Below are 249 nucleotides of genomic sequence, written 5' to 3'. Positions count from 1 at the left end.
GGCGTAGCCCGAAGCGGCTGGCCGGGCTTGTCGTTCATGTGGGGCTCGCTCCCTTGTGAGACGCCGCACGCTGCTGCTCCCGGGCCCGCACGCGCGTCTTGGCCTGGGCCGTCGATCTCAAGTAGCGGATCGAGTCGTTGCCGGTCTCCACGATGTGGCAGTGGTGCGTGAGCCGGTCCAGCAGTGCCGTGGTCATCTTGGCGTCGCCGAACACCGCGCTCCACTCGGCGAAGTCCAGGTTGGTGGTGA

The 249-nt window shown here is 67.9% G+C and carries 1 protein-coding gene; it reads right to left on the bottom strand.

Annotated features, from left to right (window positions below; all coding sequences use genetic code 11):
* Positions 1-34 precede the first annotated feature (34 nt).
* Positions 35-249 (bottom strand): ATP-binding protein (locus ACKX14_RS16275; RefSeq protein ID WP_422449467.1); only part of this gene is annotated, 215 nt, incomplete at its 5' end.

This window comes from Thermorhabdus hydrogeniformans, from assembly GCF_049310025.1.
Classification (GTDB): Bacteria; Bacillota; Thermosediminibacteria; order Thermosediminibacterales; family Tepidanaerobacteraceae; genus JBJYKD01.
The sequence above is the reverse complement of the archived record's forward strand: the minus strand, read 5'-3'. Positions and strand labels throughout refer to the sequence as shown.